The sequence below is a fragment of the Mycobacterium sp. E735 genome (assembly GCF_001666955.1).
Lineage (GTDB): Bacteria > Actinomycetota > Actinomycetes > Mycobacteriales > Mycobacteriaceae > Mycobacterium.
On the sequence record NZ_LZIX01000066.1, the window covers coordinates 1 to 2,271 of the forward strand.

3 protein-coding genes are annotated in these 2,271 nt (G+C 69.7%); 2 read left to right on the forward strand and 1 reads right to left on the reverse strand.

Annotated features, from left to right (window positions below; translation table 11 throughout):
• The coding region (locus A5704_RS05080) for an MFS transporter (protein ID WP_067887670.1) at window positions 1-1,002 on the reverse strand (1,002 nt) is incomplete at its 3' end.
• A gap of 229 nt (window positions 1,003-1,231) precedes the next feature.
• On the opposite strand from A5704_RS05080, the gene A5704_RS05085 reads away from it, so the two are divergent.
• Both A5704_RS05085 and A5704_RS05090 read left to right on the forward strand, forming a co-directional pair.
• Window positions 1,232-1,510 (forward strand): hypothetical protein, encoded by a 279-nt coding sequence (locus A5704_RS05085; protein ID WP_067749783.1) that lies wholly within the window; start codon window positions 1,232-1,234, stop codon window positions 1,508-1,510.
• Window positions 1,511-1,633: 123 nt separating this feature from the next.
• A partial coding sequence (locus A5704_RS05090) for an ABC transporter ATP-binding protein (protein WP_197499140.1) occupies window positions 1,634-2,271 on the forward strand: 638 nt, incomplete at its 3' end.

Genomic DNA, 2,271 nt, shown 5'->3' on the forward strand with positions numbered 1-2,271 from the left:
GCCGCGCAAGCGTTTCGGCGCCGCGGCCTCCAGATCGATCAACCCCTCACGCAAGCACAGGCCGGAGGCGCATCCCAGCACCAGGAAGAGGGGAAGGCCCAAGGCCAACGACATGGTATGCGGGGCCAGCGCGGTGGTCGCGTAGCCGAGTGCGGCCAGCAGTGCGCCGGCGGTGCCGGCCTGGGGCCCCCAGCTCCGCGCGCGGGCCAGCACCTGGATCAGCCCGCTGACCCCGTTGACGAGCAGCGTGGCGGTGCCGACGGCCATCGGGGCGGCGAGCCCGGTGTGGACACGGCCGGGGATCGCGACGAACCCCAGTGTCGCCGATGCGAACACCCACGGCGCCAGCGGCATCGCCCAACTCAACGCCCGCCCGGTGCCCTGCCCCGCGGTGGTCGGCGGTTCCCAAACCCGCGCGGTTGGCCGCGCGGTGGTCTCCGCCCCGCGCGCCGCAAGCACCGCGAAGGCCATCGCCGCGATGCCGATCGCGACGGCGACCCCGAACGACAACTGGATGCCGCCCGGACCGGCCTTGACGATCAGGCCCCCCGCGAACGGTCCGATCGCGAAACCGCCCATCAACACCGCACCCGCGGCGGCCGCCCCGGCCGGACCTTTCAGATCGGAGGCCCAGGCGGTGCAGGAACTCATGGCCAGGCCGACACCGAACCCGACGATCAGGCGGCCGAGGAGCAAGATCTCGTACTGCTGCGAGCACAGCATGGCCACCGTGCCGGCCACGGCGGTCGCCGCGCCCGCCAGCGCCACCGGCCGGCGCCCGAACGCATCCGAGGTGCGCCCGCCGACGAGCAGGCCGGGCACCAAGCCCACCGCATAGACCCCGAAGATCGCATCGAGGGTGGCTGGGCTGAGGTGTTGCCGCGCGCTGAGCGCGGGCATCAGCGCGACGAAGTGGTTGGCGACCCAGCCGACGGACAGCAAGAGCACCAGCACGCGGCCGAAGACGGCCCGGTCCGCATCCGGGCGGCCCGCCTTGTCCAGAGCCGCCGCAGGTCGCGACGTTGACCCGTTGGCTACAGACACTGGACGTTTCCCCCTGGCATTCGGCGCGACGAACGCAAACGACGATGCAAACGAGGCAGTTATTCCCGATCGCCGCGGAAATGCACGCCGAGCAACCGGCCCGATCGGCGGGCAAATCTCGTGCGGGGTTTCAAATCGGCCGATTTGGTGTACTGATACCACTACTCGACTCCCAGGGAGGCAAACGATGAAGCAAATCGCGGCCGCGACGCTCGCACTAGCCGTGCTGCTGTCCAGCGCGTGTTCGGCCTCACAGGTGATCAACACCGGCGGCGACACCAAGTGCAAGGACTTCACCTCGCAGGACGAGAAGAAGCAGAACGACGAAGTCAGCAAGATGTTGAAGGACAAGAACGGCACCGACCCGTCCAACGCCGAGATCACCGCCACTCGGCTGTCGGCGGCGACGTACTGCCAGACGCTTGGCAAGCCGGACACCAAGATCTCCGAAGCGCCGCACGGCTGACCTTGATCGCCGTCTAGTGATGGCGCACAGCGGGTTTTAATCATCGGCAACGCAAACCTGGTGGGCGCCGCGCGCGATTCCTAGGCTGCGCGGGTGATGTCGACCAGTCTCGCGCCGGCACGCGTGTCATTGCTTCGCGTCAACCGCACCTTCGGAACGCGCGCCGTGCTGCGCGACGTCGACATCGAGATCGAACCGGGCCAGGTCGTCGCGTTGCTCGGGCCCTCGGGCAGCGGCAAGTCGACGCTGTTGCGACTCGTGGCCGGTCTCGACAAGCCCAGCGCCGGGCGGATCGAGATAGCGGGGAAGGCCGTCCGGGGGGTCGACCCGCGTTGCGCGATGGTTTTCCAGGAGCCGCGCCTGCTGCCGTGGCGATCGCTGGCGGCCAACGTCGCCTTCGGTTTACCGCCTGGCACGGCGCGCGCGAAGGGCACCGGGGAGGTTCAACATTGGCTGAACGTCGTCGGGCTGACCGAGTTCGGTGATCATCGCCCGCGGCAGGTTTCCGGCGGTATGGCACAACGTGCCGGCCTCGCGCGGGCTCTAGCGCGCCGGCCCAGTGTCCTGCTCCTCGACGAGCCGCTCGCGGCCCTGGACGCGTTGACCCGGTTGCGGATGCAGGACCTGCTCGACAGGGTGCAGCACGAGGCGGGCACCACGACGTTGCTGGTGACTCACGACGTCGATGAGGCGGCGATCCTCGCCGACCGCGTGCTCGTGTTGCGCGCCGACCCCACGGGCGCGGCCGGCATCGGCGCGGC

Excerpts from the sequence above, each read along its gene's own strand:
- A5704_RS05085 (WP_067749783.1), top strand. The coding sequence starts at position 1,232 with ATGAAGCAAATCGCGGCCGCGACGCTCGCACTAGCCGTGCTGCTGTCC.